We start from the raw sequence: 17,325 nt of genomic DNA, 5'->3' as shown, positions 1-17,325 counted from the left end.
GCGGCCACAAAGGGTCCCCTCTTAGAAATACTTCGACACGCGAATGCCATACTGGCGCGGCGCGCCGGGATAGAGCCCGCCGGAGTCGACGGCCGTCACGTACTGCTTGTCCAGCAGGTTGTCGCCATAGAGCGTCCAGACCATGTCGCCCATCGTCCATGCGAGCTGCGCCCCGAGCAGGTCGCGCGCGCCCAGCCGGTCGCCCAGGGAGGCGTTGTCGAAGAGCGACGCCCATTGCCCGGAGATATGGGCGAAGCTGATGCGCGGGGTCAGCGTGTCGCCGCCGTCGAGATTGAACCTGTACTCGGCGCCGAAGTTGAAGGTGACGCTGGGCGCATAGGTCATCGGATTCCCCTTCACGTTGACGCAATTGGGATCGAGCCCGCCGATCTTCGGGTCGCACGTGCCGAAACTGCCCAGCAACCGGCTGTCGCGGATGTAGAAATTGCCGAGCTGGCTCTTCAGCAGGCCGATGGCGCCGGTGAAGGAGAACGCCCCGAACGAGCCTTGGGCTTCCGCTTCGACGCCATAGTTTACCGTCGCGTTGGGCAGGTTGAATTCGTTGGACGTATTGGGGACCTGCGGATCGCCTAGGATGACCTGGAAATTGTTGTACTCCGTGTAATAGGCGTCGACCTCGGTGTGCACATGCCCGTCGAACCAATCCGTCGCCTTCCAGCCCACCTCGTAGTTCGTGTCGGTGACCGGGCCGAAGGATTGGGATACGCCCGGGTTGAAGACGACGTTGAGGCCGCCGCCCGTATAGCCGGTCGCCACGAAGGCGTAGAGGAAATTGCCGTCGTCGACGGCCCAATCGAGCGCGGCCTTGTAGGAAAGATTGTAGGACTTCTGGCCCTGGCGGTTGTCCAGGAAGGCGCCGTAGTTCCAGAACGGGCCGACATTCTGCGAGCGGGTCATCGTGTAGCGTCCGCCGAGCGAGGCCGACACGCCGTCGCCCAGCTTGGCTTCCACCTGACCGAAGCCGGCCAGGTCCAGATTGCTCGTATGGCCTTGGAACGTATAGGAGGTGAACTGATAGGCGTTGGCCGCGCTGGGCGTCGGATCGTTGCCGACGCGCGAGCCGACCGCGACCCAGAACTGGTAGGGCGAAATCCAGGTGTAATTGTTCTGCTGGCCGTACAGACCGAACACCCAGGTGATCGGCTGGTTGTCGGCGGAGATCAGGTTTATCTCTTCGGAATACATGGTCTCGTCGACGCGGTCGTAGAACGTCCAGTTGTTGGTGCCGCCGAAGCCGGGATAGGCCGCGAAATAGTTGATGTCGCCCGGGTTGCCGTAGTCGGTCAGATCCAGGTCGGAGCGCCACATGGTGTTGCCGACATTGTAGTCCGTGATGGACTGCAGCTTCGTGCCGTCGCCGAACGCATAGTCGACCTTCAAAATCCCGCGCTGCATCCGGTCCATTCTGCCGTCCGGCGCGTTGGACGTGACATGGAAGAGATCGGTGTTGTGATAGGGATTGGGCACGCCCAACGGCGCGGTCGGGGCGCCGAGCGGATAAAGCTCGGTGTACGGAATGGCGGGAGAGGCGCCGAAGTCCTGATAGAGGGCGTCGTATTTGAACGAAACCGTCAGGGCCTCGATGGGATGCCACAAGGCGCTCAGGCGCACGGCGCCCCATGTGTTGTCGGCATTGTTGTAGCCGGGCTTGCAGCCGTCATATTTGAAACCGGGGCAGGCGTCCGCCGGATCGTGGTCGGTGATGCTGAAGAAGCTGGACCGATACATGCCGTAGCCGGCGATGCGAATGGCGAAGTCGTCGGTGACCGGAATATTGACCGCGCCCTGCACTTCCGCGTTGTTGTAGTTGCCGTATTGCAACTGGGCATAGCCGTCGTAATTGCCGCCGATCACCGGATCGTTCGTATTGACGAACACCGCGCCGCCGGTCGCGTTCTGGCCCACGAAGGTGCCCTGCGGCCCGCGATACACTTCGACGTTCTTGATGTCGAAGAACGGCTCCGCCGCGATATAGCCGGGGAAGGTCGACGCGCCGTCGTGATAGATAACGACGCCGATCGGGGTCTGGGTGTTGTGCTCGCCCTTGCCGACGCCGCGGATGTCGAAGTCGACGCCCTGGCCGAAATCGTTGATCGTCACGTTCGGCGCGATGAATTGCAGGTCGTTCACGGTCAGCGCGCCCCGGTTCTGGAGCTGGTCGCCGCTGAGGACGCTCGCCGTGACCGGCGCCGTCATCAGGTTTTCCGACCGGCGCTCCGCCGTCACGACCACCGTTTCGATGGGGCCGTTCGAAGCACTGTCGGAGGATGCATCGGCCGTTGCCGCCTGCGCGTGCACCGCACTGCAGCAAACCAGCGCCAGAATGGACGTTGAAAGGCTTAACGCGCGCCTCATGATGTTTTCTCCCCTTACGCCCGCGGGCGATCACACATGCTCTTAGGCATGTTGCCAGCGAAGCTGTCAGGAAACCCGAATCCCGTCAATATTCATTCACACGCGAATTAGTATCTTTGGCGGTGTGAGGCTTTTGCGTCACGGGTGCGGCGTGCGGCCTGCGTCCTCTCCCCAAGCCGTCCGGGACTGTGCTATCCCCTCAAGCGACGCGGGCGTAGTTCAATGGTAGAACGGAAGCTTCCCAAGCTTCATACGAGGGTTCGATTCCCTTCGCCCGCTCCACGGCTTCAAGCCCGTTGCGGCTCCGCCGTCCGCATCCGATCCGCGACATACCACGGCAGATAAAGCAGCAGCGTCGCCACGATGCCGAGCCCGATTGCCTCCGGGATGTACCAGGGCCAGGCCGGCATGAGGTCGAACACCGTCGCGTGGCCCGGCTTGGCGCGGAAGAAGCCGTAGTTCACGCCGAGCAGCCAATCGGTCGTCGCGGCCGCCGCGGCATAGGCGAGCGTCCATCCCACAACCCGCGGAAGCGAGGCCGGCACGGGCCGCATCCCGCCGCCGGCGACGAGATAAAGAACCGCCGCGATGATCGCGCCATGGCCGAGCAGGAAAACGACGAACTGCACCTCGGGAAAGGCGTAGTTCACATCGGGCGTGACGAGCCCCTGCGTCGTGCCGGCCAGCGCCCAGAAATAGGCGAGTTCGAACGATCTCTGGCCTGGAGCAAGGAGCGTCGCGATCAGCGCGATCGATGCCCAGTCGCACAAATTCATCGGGAGCGCGTTGCCGGGCCCGAGCCAGTCGCGCGCGAAGAACAGCGCGTACCACGCGATCCAGGTGCCGATCAGCAGGGCGGCGAGCCCCCTTCGGATGGCGATGTCGGCGCGCGGACCCTGCCGGCGCGCGATCATGGCGAGGATCGCGGGGACCGCGAGCGTGAGCGCGATCGCGGCGAGGTGCTGGGTCCCGAACAGGACGAACGGTTCGTGCAAGAGGCCCTCTTCGCCGGCGCGCCGGCGAAGGGAACCGCGCGAGCATGGCCGATTGTGGGCGCAAGTGCGGCCGGTTCGCGCGCGCCCGCCTTTCCCGCCGGGCGCCGGCCCCACACCTTGAATCCCGCCCAGACGGGCCGCCGGCATGGCCGAAGGTCGCAGCGCGGCATTTGGGTTCGGCGGCGGCCGCGCTATAAGTGGCCACCGTGCCCGGCGAATCCCTTGCCGGGAGACTCGTTTTATCCGGGTACGGAATATGTCCAATGTCGCGGTGATCGGCGCCCAGTGGGGCGACGAGGGAAAAGGCAAGATCATCGACTGGCTCGCCAACCGGGCCGAGATGGTGGTGCGCTTCCAGGGCGGCAACAATGCCGGCCATACCATCGTGGTGGGCGACAAGACCTACAAGCTGTCGCTGCTGCCGTCCGGCGTGATCCAGGGCAAGCGCTCGATCATCGGCAACGGCGTGGTGGTCGATCCATGGTCGCTGCTGGAGGAGATCGCGCGCGTCGGCGCCGCCGGCGTGGCGGTGACCCCCGAGGTGCTGGTGCTCGCCGAGAACGCCGTGCTGGTGCTGCCGATCCACAGGGAGCTGGACGCGGTGCGCGAGTCGTCGAACTCGCTGCAGCGGCTGGGCACCACCAAGCGCGGCATCGGCCCGGCCTATGAGGACAAGGTCGGCCGCCGCGCCATCCGCGTCGTCGACCTCAAGGACCTCGCGGGCCTGCCGGCCAAGATCGACCGGCTGCTGGCGCATCACAACACGCTGCGCCGCGGCGCCGGCGCCGAGGAGATCGACGCCGGCGCGCTGCTCGCCGCGCTAAGCGAGATCGCGCCCAGGATCCTGCCCTATATCGGCTCGAGCTGGCGCGAGCTCGACGCCGCGCGCCGCGCCGGCAAGCGCGTGCTGTTCGAGGGCGCGCAGGCGGTGCTGCTCGACATCGATCACGGCACCTATCCCTATGTGACCTCGTCCAACACGGTGGCGGGCCAGGCGGCGGCGGGATCGGGCGTCGGACCGCGCCAGATCGGCTTCGTCCTCGGCATCACCAAGAGCTACACGACGCGGGTCGGCGAAGGCCCGTTCCCGACCGAGCAGCAGAACAGGATCGGCGACACGCTGGGCGAGCGCGGCAACGAGTTCGGCACCGTGACGGGGCGCAAGCGCCGCTGCGGCTGGTTCGACTCGGTGCTGGTGCGCCAGACCGCGATCACCGGCGGCATCGACGGCATCGCGCTGACCAAGCTCGACATCCTCGACACCTTCGAGACCATCGAGGTATGCACCGGCTATCGGCTGGGCGATCAGGTGCTCGACTACCTGCCGGCCGACGCCGGCGAGCAGGCGCGGCTGGTGCCGGTCTACGAGACGATGGAGGGCTGGCAAAGCTCGACGCGTGGGGCACGGAGCTGGGCGGAGCTGCCGGCCAACGCGATCAAATATGTCCGGCGGATCGAGGAGCTGATCGGCGCGCCGGTGGCGCTGCTCTCCACCAGCCCGGACCGCGACGACACGATCATGGTGCGCGATCCCTTCCTGGGATGATCCACTCTCCCCTTGAGGGAAGGTGAGGTTTCCCCCACGTCACCACCTCTTTCTCTGACGGGCAAAACGCGGCACCCTTCGCGCCAGAGATAACAAAGGGAAACGCGCCATGATCAGGACAAGGTTCACCGAGATGTTCGGCGTCGAGGCGCCGATCACCATGGGCGGCATGACGCGCGTCGGCAAGGCCGGCCTCGTCGCCGCCGTCGCCAATGCCGGCGCCCTGCCCTTCCTCACCGCGCTGACGCCGGGCTCGCCGGACCTCCTGGCCAAGGAGATCAAGAGCACCTTCCAGATGACGAACAAGCCGTTCGGCGTCAACCTGACGATCCTGCCGACCATCAATCCGGTGCCTTACGACGAATACCGCCAGGTCATCGTCGAGAGCGGCGTCAAGGTGGTGGAGACCGCGGGCAACAATCCGCAGCCGCATCTGCCGGCCTTCCGCGCCGCCGGCATCAAGGTGATCCACAAATGCACCAGCGTGCGCCACGCGGTGAAGGCGCAGTCGATCGGCGTCGACTGCGTGTCGATCGACGGGCTGGAATGCGCCGGCCATCCCGGCGAGGACGATGTCGGCGGCCTGGTGCTGTTCCCGGCGACGGCCGACAAGCTGACGATTCCGATCATCGCCTCGGGCGGCATCGCGGACGCGCGCGGCCTCGTCGCGGCGCTGGCGCTCGGCTGCGACGGCGTGAACATGGGCACGCGCTTCATGGCGACCGTCGAGGCCGACATTCACGAGAACGTCAAGAAGCAGATCGTCGCCAATGACGAGCGCGGCACCAACCTGATCTTCCGCACGATGCACAACACCGCGCGGGTGGCGAAGAACGCGATCAGCGACCAGGTCGTCGCCATCGAGCGCAAGGGCGGCGCCAAGTTCGAGGACGTGCGCGATCTCGTCGCGGGCACGCGCGGCGCCGGCGTGCTGGACAAGGGCGAGATGGACGCCGGCATCTGGTCGGCCGGCCAGACCCAGGGCCTGATCCACGACATTCCGACCTGCAAGGACCTCGTCGAGCGCATCATGGCCGAGGCGCACCGGATCGTGCGCGAGCGGCTGGACAAAATGGTGGCATAGCCAAAGCATCACGCGGAGTCGCGGAGCACGCGGAGGCGAACCTATTCTCCGCGCCTCCGCTTCTCCGCGTGAGTCAGAAGATCGATCGGACCGTTGCCGGCGCCGAAGCCGGGCGCGTTGGCGATGGCGGCCTGCACGAAGGCATGGGCGCGCGCGACGGCGTCGGCGAGCGGCAGGCCCTGCCCCAGCCCGCAGGCGATGGCGGTCGAGAGCGTGCAGCCCGTGCCATGGGTGTGCCCGGTTTCGATGCGCGCGGCGCTGAAGGCGCGCGGCGGATCGTCCGGCGTGTACAGCATGTCGGTCAGTATGCCGCCTGCGCCATGGCCGCCCTTGACCAGCACGGCCTGCGGCCCAAGCGACAGCAGCATCTCGCCGGCATGGGCGACGTCCTCGCGCGTCGCGACGGCAAAACCGCAGAGCCGCCCGGCTTCGGGAAGATTGGGCGTGATCAGCGCGGCGCGCGGAAAGAATTCGGCCTTCAGCACGTCGATGACGCCGTCATCCGCCAGCGCGGTCCCGCGCGTCGCGACCATCACCGGATCGACCACCAGGGGAATGCCTTTGGCATGCGCCGCGAGGCTCGCGGCCACCGCGCGCGCGATCTCCACCGAGCCCAGCATGCCGATCTTGATCGCGTCGGCGCCGATGTCGGCGAGGCAGCGTTCGATCTGCTCGCGCACGATGGCGGGCGGGATGAGGTGGATCGCGCCGATGCCGGTCGTATCCTGCGCCGTCACCGCGGTGATCGCGCTCATCGCATAGACGCCGAGCGCCGACGCCGTCTTGATGTCCGCCTGGATCCCCGCCCCGCCGGAGGAGTCCGAGCCGGCGATGGCGAGAAGCCGCGCGGGCTTCGTCAAGCCGCGACTTCCTGGATCGCGCTGACGATGTCGTTCACCACCGAACGGACCACCGCCTCGTCGTCGCCCTCGGCCATCACGCGGATCACCGGCTCGGTGCCCGACTTGCGCACCAAAAGCCGCCCCGTGCCGTTCAGCCTGGCCTCGCCGTCCTTGATGCATTCCGCGACCCGGGCATTGGCGAGCGGCGAGCTCTTCTGATAGCGCACGCTTTCGAGCACCTGGGGCAGCGGATCGAAGAGATGCGCCGCCTGGCTCGCCGGCTTGCCCTCCGTCGCGAGGACCGCCAGCACCTGCAGCGCCGCGATCAGCCCGTCGCCGGTCGGCCCGATGTCGTTGAGCACGATGTGGCCGGACTGTTCGCCGCCGACATTGTAGCCGCCCTTCTGCATCTGCTCGATCACATAGCGGTCGCCGACCGGCGCGCGCGCCAGGTTCAGATCCATGCCCTTCAGATAGCGCTCCAGCCCGGCATTCGACATCACCGTGCCGACCACGCCGCCGCCCTTGAGCCGGCCCTTGGCCGACCACGATTTGGCGAGCAAGGCGAGCACCTGGTCGCCGTCGATGATGCGGCCGCGCTCGTCGCACATCACGACGCGGTCGGCGTCGCCGTCCAGCGCGATGCCGAAATTGGCGCGCATTTCGCGCACCTTGGCCGACATCGCCTCCGGCGAGGTCGAGCCGCAGTCGGAGTTGATGTTGAAGCCGTTGGGCGCGACGCCGATCGCGATGACCTCGGCGCCGAGCTCCCACAACACTTCGGGCGCCACCTTGTAGGCGGCGCCGTTGGCGCAGTCGATCACGATGCGCAGCCCTTCGAGGGTGAGATCGGTCGGGAAGGTCCGCTTGGCGAATTCGATGTAGCGCGCCTGGGAATCGTCGATGCGCTTGGCGCGGCCGAGCTTGGGCGCGGTGGCGAGGCCCGATTCCAGGCCGTTGTCCATCAACACCTCGATCGCCGCCTCGTGCTCGTCGGAGAGCTTGCGGCCGTCGGGTCCGAAGAACTTGATGCCGTTGTCCTGGTACTGGTTGTGCGAGGCGGTGATCATCACGCCCATGTCGGCGCGCAGGCTGCGCGTCATCATCGAGACGGCCGGCGTCGGCAAGGGGCCGAACAGGAAGACGTCCATGCCGACCGCGGTGAAGCCGGCGGTCAGCGCGTTCTCCAGCATATAGCCCGACAGGCGCGTGTCCTTGCCGATCACGACGCGGTGGCGGTGCTCGCCGCGGGTGAAGATGCGGCCCGCCGCCATGCCCGCGCGCATCGCGACCGCGGGCGTCAGCGCGCCCGAATTGGCGCGGCCGCGGATGCCGTCGGTGCCGAAATACTTCCGGCTCATACGCTTGAATCCCCTGATTGCGACGCGGTTCTAACAGTATTTTGACAGCGAGGGACGCAACAATTGTTAACGGATGCGACGGCACCTAGCCGCCGGCCAGCGCTTTTTCCAGCAAAAGGGCGTCCTTCAGGGCGCCCGGCGCATGGGTGCGAATATAGTCCGCGCCGTGGCGGACGGCATACAGCTCGGCCGCCAGGCTGGCCGGCCCGGCCTCGGCGGCGCTCTTGCCGGTGATCCGGCGCAGGAAGGATTTGCGCGACACCGAGACCAGGAGGGGAAGTCCGTAGCGCGCCTTCAGGTCGGGAAGCCGCCGCAGCACGGTGAAGGAGGCTTCCGGGTCGGAACCGAGGAAGAATCCCATGCCGGGATCGAGGATCAGCCGGTCGCGCGCCACGCCGGCCCGCTCCAGCGCCGCGATCCGCGTGTCGAAGAAGCGCGTGACGCGATCCATGATCTCGCCGGGCGGAACCGCGATCCGCGTCGCCGGCCCGCGCTGCTGCACCGAATGCATGACGATCAGCCTCGACCGCGCGGCGGCGAGGTCGGGATAGAGCTGCGGATCGGCGAAACCTTCGATGTCGTTGAGATAGGCGACGCCCTCGCCCAGCGCCCAGCGCTGCACCGGCAACGAGAAGGTGTCGATCGAGAGCGGCGTGCCGGCCAGCGCCGGCAGCACGGAGGCGAGCCGCGCGATCTCGACCTTAGGCGCGACGCCGCGCGAATTCGGATTGGATGAGGCGGCGCCGATATCGAGCACGTCGGCGCCCTGCGCCGCGAGCGCCTGGCCTTGCGCGACGGCGGCGGCGGGATCGAGATATCTGCCGCCGTCGAAGAACGAATCGTCGGTAATGTTGAGGATGCCGAGGATGGTCGTCATGGTCTTCGCGTCGCGGCCGGCGTCGGCCGCGGGCGGCCGATCCGGCGATCTAGATTCGCTTGCAAGGATAGGCGGTGAGAAAAACGAGCGTAATGAGGCCCTGCGACTGACCGGAATATTGCCTGGCCCGCGCCTGGTTGAGATTGGACCATGCGGAGCCGTAGAGGTGCTTGACCCTGTTGGTCCACGCGATGTCGACCTGCTGGTCGGATATTGAACCTATGGTGACCGCCGAGGACTTGCACTTCTTCGCCGCGCTGGCGGGGAGCGGCAGACCGACTAGGACGGCGACCGCCGCGACAAGAAGCTTCCGGGAAAGCCGAGCCATGCCACACCCCACCCATCAGTCCGGGCAGCAGCAAACAGGCCGACGATTTTCCCGTCAAGGCACGGAAACATCCCAAAGCAAAGCGCTTCGTGAAATCGCCGTCACCAACGCCGTGTGCTCTAGCGTCCTGGCGAAGGCTCGGGCGCGATGGGGCCGATGCCGCCGCGCGGGCGGCCGGCGGCGGGGACCGACGGTCCCGGACCGCGCTCGGCCGTCGGCTCCTCATACGGCGTGCGCACCGGCTTGATGCCCTTCATCAGGCCGACGATCTCGTCGCCGGTCAGCGTCTCGTATTCCAGCAGACCCTTGGCGACCGTGTGCAGATCGGCGAGCTGCTTGGTCAGGATGCCATAGGCGCGCTGATAGCACTCGTCGATGATGCGGCGGATTTCGCTGTCGATCTTCCGCGCCGTCTCCTCGGAGATGTTCTGGGTGCGCGACACCGAATGGCCGAGGAAGACCTCTTCCTGGTTCTCGGCATAGGCGAGCGGGCCGAGCGCGTCGGACATGCCGTAGCGCGTGACCATGGCGCGCGCCATGCGGGTCGCGACCTCGATGTCGTTGGAGGCGCCGGTCGTCACCTTCTCATGGCCGAAGATCAGCTCCTCGGCGATGCGGCCGCCGAAGAAGATGGTGATGTCGGCCAGCATCTTCTGGCGCGTCAACGACAGCCGGTCGCGTTCGGGAAGCTGCATCACCATGCCCAGCGCGCGGCCGCGCGGGATGATGGTCGCCTTGTGGATCGGATCGGAGCCCTCCACCGCGATGGCGACGATGGCATGGCCGCTCTCGTGATAGGCGGTGAGCTTCTTCTCCTCGTCGGACATCACCATGGAGCGGCGTTCCGCGCCCATCATGACCTTGTCCTTGGCGTCTTCGAGCTCCGCCATCGTCACGACGCGCTTGCCGCGCCGCGCGGCCAGCAAGGCCGCCTCGTTGACGAGATTGGCGAGGTCCGCGCCGGAGAAGCCGGGCGTGCCGCGCGCGATGGTGCGCGGCTCGACGTCCGGCGCCAGCGGCACCTTGCGCAGATGGACGCGCAGGATCTTCTCGCGGCCGCCGAGATCGGGGTTGGCGACGACGACATGGCGGTCGAAGCGGCCCGGGCGCAGCAGCGCGGGATCGAGCACGTCGGGCCGGTTGGTGGCGGCGATCAGGATGACGCCCTCGGTGGATTCGAAGCCGTCCATCTCGACCAGCAACTGGTTCAGCGTCTGCTCGCGTTCGTCATTGCCGCCGCCGAGGCCCGCGCCGCGATGGCGGCCGACCGCGTCGATTTCGTCGATGAACACGATGCAGGGCGCGTTTTTCTTGGCCTGCTCGAACATGTCGCGGACGCGGCTGGCGCCGACGCCGACGAACATTTCGACGAAGTCGGAGCCCGAGATCGTGAAGAACGGGACATTCGCCTCGCCGGCGATGGCGCGGGCGAGCAGCGTCTTGCCGGTGCCCGGCGGGCCGACCAGCAGCACGCCCTTGGGAATGCGGCCGCCCAGGCGCTGGAATTTCTGCGGGTCCTTGAGGAAGTCGACGATTTCTTTCAGATCGTCCTTGGCCTCGTCGACGCCGGCGACGTCCTCGAAGGTCACGCGGCCGGTTCGCTCGGTCAGCATCTTGGCGCGGCTCTTGCCGAAGCCCATCGCCTTGCCGCCGCCGGCCTGGAGCTGGCGCATGAAGAAAATCCACACCGCGATCAACAGCAGCATCGGCAGCGCGTTGAGCAGCACCGCCATCAGGTTGAAGCCGTCATCGGGCGGCGACACCGTCACGTCGACGCTGTGCTGGTTCATCAGCGGGATGATCGAGGTATCGCTGGCCGGCACGATGGTGGTGAAGGGCTGGTTGTTGCCGAAGACGCCCTTGATGGTGTCGCCGGCCACGGTGACCGACTTCACGTCGTTGGCGAGGACTTCCTGGCGGAATTTCGTGTAGTTGATGGCGGCCGAATTGGCCTGCTTGGCGGTTCCCTGGAACAGGTTGAACAGGAACACCAGAAGCAGGGCGACGACGATCCAGAGCGCCAGATTGCGAAGATTGTTCAAAGGGCCGTCCTTTCGAGCGGGGGCCAGGGCCTGAGGCACGACAACAGACCTAATCACATAGGTCGGTTTTAGCCGATTGCCAGCCTGCAAAACGTTAAGAGTTTTGCACCGGCACCGCAATGACAATGCCGAAAGCCGATTAACACAGTCTGATCGAGATCAGTCAGGCCTCGCCCGCCGGCCCGGATTTTTTGCCGCGGGAGCGCCCGGTTTCCCTGGCGATCCTCAAAGTTCCCGCGCCAAAGGCCCCACTCTTTCCAGGGACAAAGAACACACGGCAGCCATGCAGCGTCGCCCCGCCGCCGAGGCCGCCGTCGCGCAGCCGGTCGAACAGCCGCTCCAATCGCTCGAAGCGTGGGCGATAGGCCTGCCCCGAAACGGCCATCAGCAGTTGCGCCAAAGCCCGCAAGCCGACCTCGCGCGGCGCCGCGGCGAGGCCGGAGGCATCGACATCCAGGCCGTCCTGGCGCGGGCGCGCCACGCGGGCCAGCACCGCGGCGGTGACGGCATCGAGCGCCTCGCGCGCCCGCGCCAGATGCGCCGCCGCGGCGGCGATGCGCTGGCGCGACAGGCCGGCCTCTTCCAGCGCCGGGATCAGCTTGCGCAGCCGGACGCGGGCGAAGCGGTCTTCGCCGTTCATCGGATCCTCGAGCCAGGCGAGCTTCCGCGCCGCCAGATGATCGCGGATCGCGTCACGCTCCAGCGCCAGGAGCGGCCGCACGATGCCGAGGTCGCGAAAGCCGGGCACGGGAAAGGGCGCGAGGGCGCGCATCGCCGCCAGACCGTCGAGCCCGCTGCCGCGCATCAGCCGCAGCAGGAAGGTCTCCGCCTGGTCGTCGCGCGTGTGCGCGACATAGAGCGCCGCGATCCCGTTCGCCCGCGCCCATTCGCCCATCAGGCGATAGCGCGCCGCCCGCGCCGCCGCCTCGATATCCGCGGTCGGGCGCGGCCCGGTCCAGCGCAGCGTCCGCGCCTTCAGGCCCGCGGCGCGGGCCCAGCGCATCACCTTGCGCGCGTCGGCGGCGGAGCCATCCCGCAACCCGTGATCGACCGTCACCACGCGCGGCGGCGGACGGCGCGTCTTCTTCGTCCAGTGCGCGAGAAGATGCATCAGCGCGATCGAATCGCCGCCGCCCGACACCGCGACCGCGCCCGGCCAGGGCGCGCCGGCGGCGATCAGGCCGTCCATCGCCTCCGCGAAACTCTCCTCAAGCCTCGGCGCGGCAGGCGGTGGCTTTGCGCGCGTCGGCGCCTTGGGCGAGGAGGCTTTTGCTGGCCTTGGGATATTTCGCCGGGAGCGCGGCAAGGGCGGTGCAACCTTCCTTCTTCTGCCCGGCGGCGATCAGCGCCAGTCCGAGCTTGAGCATGCTATCGGGGGCGCGCACCGAGGTGGGATATTTCTTGATCACTTCGGCGAAGGCGCGGGTTGCGTTGTCGTAGTCCTTCTGGACATAGGCGATGTCGCCGACCCAATAGACCGCCTGCGGCGCCAGATCGCTTTGCGGATTGGCGTCGGCGAAGCCGCGGAACGCGGCGCGGGCGTCGTCATAGCGCGCCTTGGCCAGAAGGTTCATCGCCGCGGAAAATTGCGCGCGGTTCGGGTCGTCCGCGGCGGCCGGCGCCGGCGCGGTGGCCGCGCTGCCGGCCGGCAGGGTGCCGAGCACGCCCGGCGGCGGCGCCAGATGGCTCTCGCTGGGCGGCGCGGCCTCGGCCGGCGCGGGCATCGCCGGGGCCGGCGCCACGCCGGCGACCGGACCGGAGCCCGGACAGGGCACCGCGTTGGGATCGCCCTGCCCCGTCGCGGTGCCGAGCTGCTGCGCCGCCATGGCGCAGAGGCGGTATTCGAAATCCTTCTGCTGGCGGTCGATCTTGTCGTTCAGCTCGGTGACGCGGTGGCTGAGCTCTTCGTTCTGCCCGGTCAGGTTGCGCACGCTGTCTTCCAGGTCGCGCACCTTGTCGTTGAGCGCGCGGATCTGGCTGTCTTGTCCGTCCTCATGCTGCTGGCGCGCCGCCTTCTCCTCGTCGCTCTCGCCGAACAGGTCGGCGACGCGGACATAGGCGGCCGGGCTCGCGGCGGGCGCGACGTAACGCGGAACCGGCGGCGCGACATTGGAGGCGCCCACCGTGCTCGCCAGAAGCAACGCGACGACGGCGCTCGCGCCGACGATCCGCGGTCTGGTTCCGGTCATGCACGCCTCCGTTTCGCGAAACTTCGCCGAACACTTAGCCGAAAATGGGGCCCGGCGGAATCGGCGCCGGTTCTAGGCCGATTGGACGACGACGGACATGTGCCCCGTCTTGCGCGCCGCCGCCGGCTTGACCGTCACCTTCACGTCCTGCCCGAGGATCGTAAGGAACTCCATTAGGCGCCCCACCGAGACGCTCACCGGACGACAACGCTTGAGCGCCGAAACCTGCGCCTGGGTCGTTCCCAGCAATTCGGCGGCCTTGCTCTGCGTCAGGCCGCGCCCCTTTATGAGCCGGTATATCTGCACCGTCAGCTTCGCCTTCAGCAGTTCCTGCTCGGAGTTGGGCAAGCCGAGGTCGGCGAAGACGTTGCCGCGGCTCAATTCGTGGTCCTTCTTCATTTTAGCTCTCCCTGGCGGCGTGGTGCCGTTCCGCCAGCCGCAACCGCTCGCGGATAAGATCGATCTCCTGCTTCGGCGTCGCGATGCCGCGTTTCGCCTTCTTCTGGAACGCATGCAGCACATAAACGCCGGTCGCGAAACGAACCGTATAGACCGCCCGATACGTCCCGCGATCGTGACTCTCGACCAGTTCGAGAACGCTCGCCCCGCCGAAGCCCTTCAGCGCTTTCGCCTCGGGCGGCGTTTCCCCCCGACTGGGCCGCGAACAAGGCGACACCGAAGGTCCGCCGCACGGTGGGCGGAAAGCCGCGCAGGTCCTTTCGGCTCGATCCCATCCAGATCAGCGGCCTTGGGACCGGTTCGATCATTATATGATTATATAGATAATCGCTTAAGCGTCAAATCGCGGCGGCGCCACGACCGGCGGAAGGCAGAAAGGCGCCCGGTCGCCCGGGCGCCTTTTCCATTCCCGTTGACGGCAAAACCTTACGAGTTCGCGCCGCTGGTCACCGACGTCACGCCGCGGCGGTTCTGCGCCCAGCAATCTTCCGTCGATTCCGAGCAGATCGGATGTTCCTTGCCGTAGGAGATCGTGTCGACCCGCGCCGAGGAGACGCCGAGGCTGACCAGATATTCCTTCACCGCGTTGGCGCGGCGGGCGCCGAGGGCGAGATTGTATTCGCGCGTGCCGCGCTCGTCGCAATCGCCTTCGACCGTGACGCGCACGCTCGGATATTTCTGCAGCCAGGTCGCCTGGCGCTGCAGCGTCGCCTTGTCGTTGTCCTCGATGTTGTAGGCGTTGTAGGCGAAATGGACCGTGTCGCCGACATTGACGCGCAGATCCTCGGCGCTGCCGGGAACGATCGTCGAGGTCGGGGCCGATGGCGCCGGTGCGCTCGCCACCGGCGGGGGGGCTTCGTTCACGGGCTTCGGCGTCGAGCAGCCGGCCAACAGCAGCGCAACCGTCAGCGCCGCCAATCCTGCGGAAATCTTCGTCATCGAATTCGGACTCCTCCAAATGTTGGCCAGGACGTCTCGCCACCGTCGCGATGGCAGGCCATGGAACTTACGATCTAACGCATTCGTGGCCAAAAAGAGCCAAAAAACGCGAACGAAGATAAGTTTACGGACGGAACTCTCATTGGATCAAGGGCGACCAGGCCGGATCGGAGGCGTCGCCCGGCGTCGGCACGCGCCTTTCGTTGCGCCCCGACACGTCGATCGACCAGATTTGCGAGCCGCGCCCGCCCGATGCCGTGCGGCCGAACATGATGACGCGGCCGTTCGGCGCCCAGGTCGGCCCTTCGTCCTCCCAGCCGTTTGTGATGATGCGGGCGCCCGAGCCGTCGGTCTTCATCACGCCGACATGGAATCCGCCGCTTTGATTGGTAAACGCTATCAGGTCGCCGCGCGGACTCCACACCGGCGTGCCGTTGCGGCCGGGCGAGAACGAGATGCGGCGCGGGTTCGAGCCGTCGGCGTTCATGACATAAATCTGTTGGCTGCCGCCGCGGTCCGATTCGAAGGCGATCTGCGTTCCGTCCGGCGAAAAAGACGGCGAGGTGTCGATGCCGGGATCGGTCGTTAACCGTGTTATCGCCCGGGTTCGCAGATCCATCACATAAATGTCGGAGTTGCCGCCGGACTCCAGCGACATCGCCACCTTGTTGCCGTCCGGCGAGAAGCGTGGCGAAAAGGTCATATTCGGGAAATTTCCGAGCATCTCCTGCCGGCCGCTCTCCAGGTCGAACAGGTACACGCGCGGCTTCGTGCCGATATACGACATATAGGCGATCATCTGCGCCGTCGGGTTGAAGCGCGGGGTGAGCACCAGATAATCGCCGCGGGTGAGGAAGATCGGGTTGGCGCCGTCCTGGTCCATCACCGCCAGCCGCTTCTTGCGCGCGAGCGCCGGCCCGGATTCGGAAATGAACACGACGCGGGTGTCGAAATAGCCCTTCTCGCCGGTGATGCGCTCATAGATCGCATCCGCGATGATGTGCGCGATGCGGCGCCAATTGTCCGGCGTGGTGAAATATTGCTGGCCGACCATCTGGCTCTCGCCGAACACGTCCCACAACCGGAAGTCGACGCGCAGCCTGCCGTCGGGCTGGCTCTGCACCTGGCCGGCGACCAGGGCCTGGGCGCTCAGCGCGCGCCAGCTCGCGAATTGCGGCGCGGTGTTGATGCTGGTGATCTTCTCGATGAAGGCCTTGGGATCGAGCGGGCGGAACAGGCCGGAACGGTCGAGATCGGCGCGGATCACCTTGGCGATGTTCTGGCCCGCCACCGTGTCGCCGGCCGAGGGCGCGGCGAAATCGGGAATCGCGATCGGCATGGGCTGGACGTTGGCCTGGTCGACGGTCACGTGCAGTTCGGCGCGCGCCGGCGCGGCCGCGATCGTCAGCGCGAGGGCAAAAGCTACGGCCAGTCGGATCAGGCGGCGGTCTGTCATTCTTGGGTCTCCCGTCACTGGCTCAATTGGCGCGGATCGAAGTTGATCGTGATGTCGCGCCAGGTGCTGTACTTGTCGGCCGGCAATTTGTAAGGCGCGCAGGTGTAGATCGCGCGCCGGGCCGCTTCCGCCGCCGCGCGCATGAACGGATCGGAGGCCGCGACCGCCGCCGAGTCTGCCGACAATTGTGGCGGCTGTGCGACGCTGCCGTCCGGATTGAGGAAGAGCTGGAACACCGGGATCAGCCGCTCGGGATGCGGCGCGCCGACCGGCGGGTTCCAGCACTGCGCGATCTGGTTCTTGAGCGCGTCCACCAGGTCCATCGTCGAGGCGTTCATCGCGCCGATGCCCTTCACCGTGCGGTCTGCGACGCGCGCATTGCGCGGCGTCGCGGCCGGCTTGGTGAGATTGTTGAGCAGGTCGGCGAAGGCGTCGGTCTTCGGCTTCGGCGGCGCCGGGGTCGGCGCCGGCTGGGCGTGCACCGGCTTCACTTGCGGCTTGAGTGGCGGCGGCGCGGGCTTGGGCACCGGCGGCGCGGGCGCCGGCTCGGGCGCCGCTTCGGCGACCGGTGGCGGCGGTGTCGGGACCGGCGGCGGCGGCACCGGTTGCGGCGGCGGCTGCGGCGTCTCCTCCACGGGCGTCGGCGGCGCGCGCTGCACGGTCGGCGCGATGTTCGTCTTGTCGGCGATGGTCACCAGATCGACCGGGATCGGCGGCGGCGATTCGTCGGCGATCTCCAGCTTGTGCTGCCAGCTGAACAGCGTCACCGCCACGATGGCGGCATGCAGGAGCAACGCCACCACGATGCCAACGCGCGGTCCTCGCGCGGTG

Annotated in this window: 16 protein-coding genes and 1 tRNA gene; 3 read left to right on the top strand and 14 right to left on the bottom strand. The window is 67.1% G+C overall.

What is annotated here, in order from left to right; all coding sequences use genetic code 11:
* Positions 1–21 precede the first annotated feature (21 nt).
* Positions 22–2,376: a TonB-dependent receptor gene (locus WDM86_14065; GenBank protein MEI9991157.1), complete on the bottom strand. Its 2,355-nt coding sequence runs from the start codon at positions 2,374–2,376 to the stop codon at positions 22–24.
* Positions 2,377–2,584: 208 nt separating this feature from the next.
* Here WDM86_14065 and WDM86_14060 point away from each other — a divergent pair.
* A tRNA-Gly gene (locus WDM86_14060) sits at positions 2,585–2,658 on the top strand.
* Between the two features lie 5 nt (positions 2,659–2,663).
* Here the strand turns inward: WDM86_14060 and WDM86_14055 are convergent.
* Positions 2,664–3,371, bottom strand: a complete 708-nt coding sequence (locus WDM86_14055) for a TIGR02206 family membrane protein (protein MEI9991156.1) — start codon at positions 3,369–3,371, stop codon at positions 2,664–2,666.
* 256 nt (positions 3,372–3,627) lie between these two features.
* Here WDM86_14055 and WDM86_14050 point away from each other — a divergent pair, with 256 nt between their 5' ends.
* Both WDM86_14050 and WDM86_14045 read left to right on the top strand, forming a co-directional pair.
* Positions 3,628–4,917, top strand: a complete 1,290-nt coding sequence (locus WDM86_14050) for an adenylosuccinate synthase (GenBank protein MEI9991155.1) — start codon at positions 3,628–3,630, stop codon at positions 4,915–4,917.
* Between the two features lie 109 nt (positions 4,918–5,026).
* Positions 5,027–6,001 (top strand): nitronate monooxygenase family protein, encoded by a 975-nt coding sequence (locus tag WDM86_14045; protein ID MEI9991154.1) that lies wholly within the window; start codon positions 5,027–5,029, stop codon positions 5,999–6,001.
* A 41-nt stretch (positions 6,002–6,042) separates the two neighbouring features.
* Here WDM86_14045 and thiD read toward each other — a convergent pair whose 3' ends face one another.
* The 12 genes from thiD to WDM86_13985 form a co-directional block, all read right to left on the bottom strand.
* Positions 6,043–6,861, bottom strand: a complete 819-nt coding sequence (thiD, locus tag WDM86_14040; protein MEI9991153.1) for a bifunctional hydroxymethylpyrimidine kinase/phosphomethylpyrimidine kinase — start codon at positions 6,859–6,861, stop codon at positions 6,043–6,045.
* Positions 6,858–8,204 (bottom strand): phosphoglucosamine mutase, encoded by a 1,347-nt coding sequence (gene glmM / locus WDM86_14035; GenBank protein MEI9991152.1) that lies wholly within the window; start codon positions 8,202–8,204, stop codon positions 6,858–6,860. Before glmM ends, thiD begins: the two co-directional genes overlap by 4 nt.
* Before the next feature lie 85 nt (positions 8,205–8,289).
* Positions 8,290–9,081 carry a dihydropteroate synthase gene (gene folP, locus WDM86_14030; GenBank protein ID MEI9991151.1) on the bottom strand — a complete coding sequence of 264 codons (792 nt, stop codon included), beginning with the start codon at positions 9,079–9,081 and terminating at the stop codon, positions 8,290–8,292.
* Between the two features lie 49 nt (positions 9,082–9,130).
* Positions 9,131–9,409, bottom strand: a complete 279-nt coding sequence (locus WDM86_14025; GenBank protein ID MEI9991150.1) for a hypothetical protein — start codon at positions 9,407–9,409, stop codon at positions 9,131–9,133.
* A gap of 119 nt (positions 9,410–9,528) precedes the next feature.
* Positions 9,529–11,451, bottom strand: coding sequence for an ATP-dependent zinc metalloprotease FtsH (gene ftsH, locus WDM86_14020; protein MEI9991149.1), 1,923 nt, complete (start codon positions 11,449–11,451; stop codon positions 9,529–9,531).
* A gap of 163 nt (positions 11,452–11,614) precedes the next feature.
* Entirely contained in the window at positions 11,615–12,640 is a 1,026-nt protein-coding gene (tilS, locus tag WDM86_14015; GenBank protein MEI9991148.1) for a tRNA lysidine(34) synthetase TilS, read from the bottom strand.
* A gap of 19 nt (positions 12,641–12,659) precedes the next feature.
* Complete coding sequence (gene ybgF, locus WDM86_14010; GenBank protein ID MEI9991147.1) at positions 12,660–13,640, bottom strand: tol-pal system protein YbgF; 981 nt, start codon at positions 13,638–13,640, stop codon at positions 12,660–12,662.
* Positions 13,641–13,712: 72 nt separating this feature from the next.
* Positions 13,713–14,039 carry a helix-turn-helix transcriptional regulator gene (locus WDM86_14005; GenBank protein MEI9991146.1) on the bottom strand — a complete coding sequence of 109 codons (327 nt, stop codon included), beginning with the start codon at positions 14,037–14,039 and terminating at the stop codon, positions 13,713–13,715.
* Position 14,040: 1 nt separating this feature from the next.
* On the bottom strand, positions 14,041–14,316 hold the full coding sequence (locus WDM86_14000) for a type II toxin-antitoxin system RelE/ParE family toxin (protein ID MEI9991145.1): 276 nt from the start codon (positions 14,314–14,316) through the stop codon (positions 14,041–14,043).
* 209 nt (positions 14,317–14,525) lie between these two features.
* On the bottom strand, positions 14,526–15,038 hold the full coding sequence (pal, locus tag WDM86_13995) for a peptidoglycan-associated lipoprotein Pal (protein MEI9991144.1): 513 nt from the start codon (positions 15,036–15,038) through the stop codon (positions 14,526–14,528).
* Between the two features lie 139 nt (positions 15,039–15,177).
* Positions 15,178–16,494 (bottom strand): Tol-Pal system beta propeller repeat protein TolB, encoded by a 1,317-nt coding sequence (gene tolB / locus WDM86_13990; protein MEI9991143.1) that lies wholly within the window; start codon positions 16,492–16,494, stop codon positions 15,178–15,180.
* Positions 16,495–16,508: 14 nt separating this feature from the next.
* Entirely contained in the window at positions 16,509–17,297 is a 789-nt protein-coding gene (locus WDM86_13985; protein MEI9991142.1) for a hypothetical protein, read from the bottom strand.
* Positions 17,298–17,325 lie beyond the last annotated feature (28 nt).

It is taken from the genome of Rhizomicrobium sp. (assembly GCA_037200045.1).
In the GTDB taxonomy this organism is placed as follows: Bacteria; Pseudomonadota; Alphaproteobacteria; order Micropepsales; family Micropepsaceae; genus Rhizomicrobium.
The sequence above is the reverse complement of the archived record's forward strand: the minus strand, read 5'-3'. Positions and strand labels throughout refer to the sequence as shown.